The sequence below is a fragment of the Chelativorans alearensis genome (genome assembly GCF_010993735.1).
GTDB lineage: Bacteria > Pseudomonadota > Alphaproteobacteria > Rhizobiales > Rhizobiaceae > Chelativorans > Chelativorans alearense.
On sequence record NZ_WQNI01000020.1, the window covers coordinates 132,893 to 139,144 of the forward strand.

At 66.2% G+C, this 6,252-nt stretch carries 9 protein-coding genes; 2 read left to right on the forward strand and 7 right to left on the reverse strand.

Features of this window, described 5'->3' with window-relative positions:
* Positions 1-42 precede the first annotated feature (42 nt).
* Both lysM and GPJ75_RS24830 read left to right on the forward strand, forming a co-directional pair.
* Complete coding sequence (lysM, locus tag GPJ75_RS24825; RefSeq protein WP_159586968.1) at positions 43-489, forward strand: peptidoglycan-binding protein LysM; 447 nt, start codon at positions 43-45, stop codon at positions 487-489.
* 91 nt (positions 490-580) lie between these two features.
* A complete protein-coding gene (locus GPJ75_RS24830) occupies positions 581-1,204 on the forward strand; it encodes an alpha-ketoglutarate-dependent dioxygenase AlkB family protein (protein ID WP_163272454.1) in 624 nt (207 codons plus the stop codon).
* Here the strand turns inward: GPJ75_RS24830 and coaA are convergent.
* Genes coaA through hisB form a run of 7 tightly spaced genes read right to left on the reverse strand, consistent with a single transcriptional unit; the run spans position 1,191 to position 5,777 of the window.
* A complete protein-coding gene (gene coaA / locus GPJ75_RS24835; protein WP_163272456.1) occupies positions 1,191-2,150 on the reverse strand; it encodes a type I pantothenate kinase in 960 nt (319 codons plus the stop codon). The two genes, GPJ75_RS24830 and coaA, sit on opposite strands and share 14 nt — an antisense overlap.
* Positions 2,151-2,178: 28 nt before the next feature.
* Positions 2,179-2,520, reverse strand: coding sequence for a phosphoribosyl-ATP diphosphatase (locus GPJ75_RS24840; protein WP_163272459.1), 342 nt, complete (start codon positions 2,518-2,520; stop codon positions 2,179-2,181).
* Positions 2,517-3,317 (reverse strand): imidazole glycerol phosphate synthase subunit HisF, encoded by an 801-nt coding sequence (hisF, locus tag GPJ75_RS24845; RefSeq protein WP_163272461.1) that lies wholly within the window; start codon positions 3,315-3,317, stop codon positions 2,517-2,519. The genes GPJ75_RS24840 and hisF overlap by 4 nt, the downstream gene beginning before the upstream one ends.
* Positions 3,314-4,048 (reverse strand): 1-(5-phosphoribosyl)-5-[(5-phosphoribosylamino)methylideneamino]imidazole-4-carboxamide isomerase, encoded by a 735-nt coding sequence (gene hisA / locus GPJ75_RS24850; protein ID WP_163272463.1) that lies wholly within the window; start codon positions 4,046-4,048, stop codon positions 3,314-3,316. The genes hisF and hisA overlap by 4 nt, the downstream gene beginning before the upstream one ends.
* Positions 4,045-4,695 (reverse strand): imidazole glycerol phosphate synthase subunit HisH, encoded by a 651-nt coding sequence (hisH, locus tag GPJ75_RS24855; RefSeq protein ID WP_163272465.1) that lies wholly within the window; start codon positions 4,693-4,695, stop codon positions 4,045-4,047. The genes hisA and hisH overlap by 4 nt, the downstream gene beginning before the upstream one ends.
* 2 nt (positions 4,696-4,697) lie before the next feature.
* Complete coding sequence (locus GPJ75_RS24860; RefSeq protein WP_163272467.1) at positions 4,698-5,159, reverse strand: DUF2628 domain-containing protein; 462 nt, start codon at positions 5,157-5,159, stop codon at positions 4,698-4,700.
* Positions 5,160-5,168: 9 nt separating this feature from the next.
* On the reverse strand, positions 5,169-5,777 hold the full coding sequence (hisB, locus tag GPJ75_RS24865) for an imidazoleglycerol-phosphate dehydratase HisB (protein ID WP_163272469.1): 609 nt from the start codon (positions 5,775-5,777) through the stop codon (positions 5,169-5,171).
* Between the last annotated feature and the right edge of the window lie 475 nt (positions 5,778-6,252).

The window sequence follows — 6,252 nt, forward strand, 5'->3', positions numbered from 1 at the left end:
TTACACATCTCATGGGGGTGCAATTCGAACGGAGAGATTCCCATGGGCATTTTCGACTTCGTGAAATCAGTCGGCACCAAGCTGGGCATGGTCGACGAGGACCCACCGGCGGCGGACGCGGTGAAAAAGGAACTCGATTCGCACAAGCTCGGCACCGACAAGGTGGATGTGGAACTACAGGGCGACAAGGTGGTGCTGAAGGGCGAGGTGAAAGATCAGTCGGCGTTCGAGAAGGCGGTGATCGCCGTCGGCAACACGCTTGGTATCTCCAAGGTGGAGGCCACCGAATTGAAGGTGGGCGGCACGGCGGCCAAGGATCCTGTCTTCTACACGGTAAAGAAGGGCGACAACCTTTGGAAGATCGCCGAAGCGCAGTATGGTAAAGGCAACGGCGCCAAGCACACGGTCATCTTCGAAGCCAACACGCCGATGCTCAAGCACCCCGACAAGATCTACCCCGGCCAGGTGCTGCGCATTCCCGAACTTTAAGAAGGCGCCCGCGGGCACCATATTGGCACCGGTATGACTTGCCTTGGCGCGGCTTTTGCGGTCTGCGCCGAGGCGCGCTTTGAGAGAGGCCATGCTCGTTCTTCCAAGCGGCGTGCGGCATTTCCCCGGGTTCCTCGACGGACACGAGCAGGAAGCGCTCATCGCCGACATCCGCGCCGTGGTGACCGCAGCCCCCCTCTACGTGCCGGCCATGCCCAAGACCGGCAAGCCGATGAGCGTGCGCATGACCAATTGCGGGCCTCTCGGCTGGGTGACGGACAAGGAGCGCGGCTACCGTTACCAGGACACCCACCCCGTGACCGGCAAGCCGTGGCCGCCGATGCCTGAGCGCCTCACCGCCCTGTGGGAGGCGGTGGCGGCGTACCCGCATCCGCCCGAGGCTTGCCTGGTCAACCACTACACGGACACGGCGAAGATGGGCCTGCACCAGGACCGCGACGAGAAGGATTTCGCGGCTCCCGTCGTCTCGGTCTCGCTGGGGAATGCCTGCCTGTTCCGCGTCGGCGGCACCAGCCGCTCCGACAAGACGGTCTCCTTCCGGCTGGAAAGCGGCGACGTGGTGGTGCTCGGCGGCGAGGGGCGGCTTTGCTACCACGGGGTGGACAGGATTTATCCCGATACCTCGCCGCTTCTGAAGAACGGCGGGCGCATCAACCTCACTCTGCGACGCGTCAATCCACCTACAGCTTCCTGAGCGCTACTTCCTCGACCAGATGGTTCGTCCCCTTGCGCAGGATCAAGTCGGCGCGCGGGCGGGTGGGCAGGATGTTCTCGCGCAGGTTCTTCAGGTTGATGTTCGCCCAGAGCTGCTCGGCGATCGCGTGGGCCGAATTCGCCGCCAGCTTGGAGTAGCGGTGGAAGAAGGACTGCGGGTCCTGGAATGCCGTCTCGCGCAGGCGCATGAAGCGGTCGACATACCACTGGTGGATCAGCTCTTCCGGGGCGTCGATATAGATCGAGAAATCGAAGAAATCGGACACGAACGGCACCGCCTTGCCGTCTTCCGGCAGGTCGCGTGTCTGCAGGACGTTGATGCCCTCGAAGATGAGGATGTCCGGGCGGTCGATGGTGACGAACTCGCCGGGCAGGACGTCGTAGGTGAAGTGCGAGTAAAGCGGCGCCCGCACGTTGGGCAGGCCCGCCTTGATGGCCGACAAGAACCGCAGGATGGCGCGGATGTCGTAGCTTTCGGGAAAGCCCTTGCGGTCCATCAGGTTCTCGCGCCGCAAGGTCTCGTTGGGATAGAGAAAGCCGTCGGTCGTCACCAGGTCGACCTTGGGGCTCGAAGGCCAGCGGGCGAGGAGCTCCTTCAACACGCGCGCGGTCGTCGATTTGCCCACGGCGACCGAACCGGCGATGCCGATGACGAAAGGCGCCTTTACCGCGTCGTCGGCATCGAAGAAGACCTGGCGCTGGCGAAACAGAAGCTGGTTGGCCTCCACATGCGCCGAAAGCAGCCGCGACATGGAGAGGTAGACGCGCCGCACCTCCTCCAGATCCACCGGGTCGTTGAGGGAGCGCAGGCGCCGCACCTCGTCTTCCGTCAGGGTGAGCGGCGTGTCATCGCGGAAGGCCGCCCATTCCTCTGCGGTGAAGATGCGGTAGGGAGAGTAGCGTTCGCCCGATACAAGCTGATCCATCAGAGCCGTTTCCGTTCCAAGGGCAAGGTCAGCCACGCCGCTTGTCCGACGATCTTACGCGTGCGGCCTTCTCGGCCACACCGGAGCGCCCGGTGCGGCTTTCAAGCTCCGCCATCACCTCGTCCAGCGGAATGCCGGCGAGGGCAAGCACGACGAGCCAATGATACAGAAGATCCGCACTTTCCGAAACGATCGCCTTGCGATTGCCGGAGACGGCGGCGATGACCGTTTCCACCGCCTCCTCGCCGAGCTTCTGCGCCGCCTTCTCCATGCCGCCTTCAAGGAGGCGCGCCGTCCAGGAATCCGGATCGCCCGAGCGGGCGCGCTCGGCGATGATGGCCTCGAGGGAAGAAATATCGAACCGGCTCATGCGCGCGCCTCCTGGTCTGCAGGGTCGAGCCGCATGGGGATTCCCGCATCGGCCATGTGCTGCTTTGCCTGGCCGATCGTATAGGTTCCAAAATGGAAGATCGAGGCCGCGAGCACGGCCGTCGCGTGACCGTCGCGGATACCTTCGACCAGGTGATCCAGCGTGCCGACGCCGCCCGAGGCGATCACCGGCGCGCGCACGGCATCGGCGATCGTGCGTGTCAGCGCGACGTCGTAACCGGCCTTGGTGCCGTCGCGGTCCATCGAGGTGAGCAGGATTTCGCCGGCGCCCAGCGCCACCACGCGCTCGGCAAAGGCGACGGCATCGATGCCGGTGGCGTTGCGCCCGCCATGGGTGAAGATTTCCCAGCGATCCGCCTCCCCTTCGGCCGACACCCTCTTGGCGTCGATGGCGACGACGATGCACTGGTTGCCGAACTTGTCGGCAGCGCGGGCGACGAATTCGGGATCGTTCACCGCGGCGGTGTTGATCGACACCTTGTCGGCGCCGGCCAGAAGCAATTTGCGAATGTCGGCAACCTGCCGCACGCCGCCACCCACGGTCAGCGGCATGAAGCACTCTTCCGCCGTGCGCGCCACCACGTCGAAGATGGTCTCGCGGTTCTCATGGCTCGCCGTGATGTCGAGGAAGCACAGCTCGTCGGCGCCGGCCGCATCATAGGCCTTCGCCGCCTCCACCGGATCGCCGGCATCGACGAGATCGACGAAGTTGATGCCCTTGACGACGCGGCCGTCCTTCACGTCGAGGCAGGGGATGACACGAGCCTTGAGGGTCATGCGCGCGCCTCCCGCAACACCTTCAGCGCTTCCTTCGGATCGATGCGCCCATCGTACAGCGCCCTCCCGGAGATGGCGCCTTCCAGCTTTGCCGCGTCGGGGCGCGTCATGCGCTCTATGTCGGCCATGGAGGCGAGGCCGCCCGAGGCGATGACGGGGATGGAGACGGCGTCGGCGAGTGCGATGGTGGCGTCCCAATTGATGCCGGCCAGCACGCCGTCGCGGTCGATATCGGTGTAGACGATAGCGGCCACGCCTGCGCCCTCGAAACGCCTTGCAAGTTCGGTAGCCGAAAGATCCGACGTCTCGGCCCAGCCTTCCACCGCCACCTTGCCGCCGCGGGCGTCGATGCCGACGGCGATCCTGCCGGGGAACTTTTCGCACGCCTCGCGCACCAGCGCCGGGTCGCGCACGGCCACCGTGCCGAGGATGACGCGGGCGAGGCCCTTGTCGAGCCAGGCTTCGATCTGGGCGAGCGAGCGGATACCGCCGCCGAGCTGAACCGGGTTCTTCGTGGCGCGCAGGATGGCCTCGACGGCAGCGCCGTTGCGGCTTTCGCCGGCGAAGGCGCCGTTCAAATCGACCACGTGCAGCCACTCGAACCCCGCGTCCTCGAAGGCCTTCGCCTGGGCCGCCGGGTCGGCATTGTAGACCGTCGCCTCGCTCATCTCGCCGAGCTTCAGCCGCACGCACTCGCCGTCCTTAAGATCGATGGCGGGGAAAAGAATCACGGCTGCCACCTGAGGAAATTGGCAATGAGGGCAAGACCCAGGGTCTGGCTCTTTTCGGGGTGGAACTGGGTGCCGGCGAGGTTGTCTCGGGCGACGGCGGCGGTGACTTCGCCGCCATAATCCGCCACGGCCAGCACGTCCTCGGGGCGCGTTGCGTCGAGGTGGTAGGAGTGTACGAAATAGGCGTGCAGGCCGTCCGGGCCCGTGCGGATGCCGGTAAAGAGCGGGTGGGGCCGGGTTACGCGGATCGTGTTCCAGCCGATCTGCGGGATCTTCAATGTCGGGTCGGCGGGCGTCATCTCCTTCACGTCGCCGGAGATCCAGCCGAAGCCCTGCGTCACTGTCTTTTCCAGGCCGCGGTCGGACATCAGCTGCATGCCGACGCATATGCCGAGGAAGGGGCGTGCCTTCGCGATAGCGACTTCCTCGACGGCCTCGGTCATCCCCGGCACCGCGTCGAGGCCGGCGCGGCAGTCGGCATAGGCGCCGACGCCGGGCAGCACGATGCGGTCCGCCGTCCGCACGCGCGCGGCGTCGGCGGTCAGCTCGATCTCGGCGGCGATGCCGGCCTCGCGCGCGGCGCGCTCGAAGGCCTTTGTGGCCGAGCGCAGATTGCCGGAGCCGTAGTCGATGATGGCGACGCGCATGCTCAACCTCCGCGCGGATAGTCGAGAAGGTCGAAGGAGGAGCCCTTGGCCGGGCCGGCGTGAGGCGGGGCCTTGACGGCGAGCGGCGCGGCGGGCGGGGCAGCCTCCGAAGCGTAGCGCATCTCGGCCTCGTTGTGGCTCCCCGCCTCCACGACGCCCCACAGGGTCCAGCCGCGCCTGCCTAAGGCAGCGACGCGCAAGGACCGCGCCTCCAGCCCAATGAGGGCGGACAGGAGCAGCGAGAGGCCGAGCGAGAGCGCCGCGTATCCCGGCTGAGCTCCCAGTGCGCCCAATATCAGGCCGAGTGCCAGCGCGGCCAGCGCCTCCAGCCACATGCGGTGCCACAGGAACCAGAAGAACGGCATGAAGAAGGCCAGGAAGGAGAAGCCGTCACGCACGACAACGGCCTTCTCCGCCTTTTCCTGCGATGCGCCGCCGGGCTCCAGAACGAGATAAGTTGCCATCGCCCGACCTCAGCCCTTGAGCGTGCCCTTGGTGGAGGGCACGGCCTCCGGCTGGCGCGGATCGGCCTCGCACGCCGCGCGCAGCACCCGCGCCACCGCCTTGAAACAGGTCTCGGCGATGTGGTGGCTGTTGGCGCCGTAGTGGTTCGTCACGTGCAGGGTGATGCCGGCGTTCTGGGAAAGCGCCTGGAAGAACTCGCGCACCAGCTCGGTGTCGAAGGTGCCGATCTTGGGCGAGGGGAAAGCCACCTGCCAGACGAGAAAGGGTCTGCCGGAAACGTCCACCGCCGCGCGCGTCAGCGTCTCGTCCATGGCGAGGTCCAGCGAGGCGTAGCGCGTGATGCCGCGCCGCTCGCCAAGGGCGGCGGCGATGGCCTGACCGATGGCGATGCCGCAATCCTCCACCGTGTGGTGGTCGTCGATGTGCAGGTCGCCCTTCGCCTTCACCGTCAGGTCGAGGAGGGAATGGCGCGAAAGCTGCTCCAGCATATGGTCGAAGAAGCCGACGCCGGTGGCGACGTCGAAACGGCCCTCGCCGTCGAGGTCGACGGTCACGGCGATCTCGGTCTCGTTCGTCTTGCGGCCGATCTCCGCCCGGCGCGGTTTGCTGGCAGCCATGGGTTGTTTCCTTCGCGAAGTCAGAAGGCCAGCCTTCTAGCAGCATGTCCGGGGGAACGCCAGACGGACGGCTGCCGTCCCGGCAGCGGAGATGGACTAGCGGCCATTGTGTTTGCTCCTTCGGGTTCCTCCTGCCCTTCGACAGGCTCAGGGTGAGGGCGGGCGCGCACCATCGTTGCCACGCCCGGCTCTTACACCGTCTGGCCATTGAGTAAGTGGGAAGCGGGGCGCGTCTTCGGCACCGCACAAGGCGCTTGGGAGCGCCTCAAATAAGGCGCGTCCGACGCGCCCCACCGGAGGCTGTCCCGACGGTTGGCCGGTCACTTGGGTTCCATCTTTCCCGGCTGCACCCAATTACGGGGTGGTCTTAGCCGGGCCATGCGAAACCCTAGCGGCTTCTCCGCGGTCGCCTGGCACCGTCTCTCACCCGGTGCCCGGCTTTTCCGTGATGCTGTCTCATACCCAGCACCCCCGG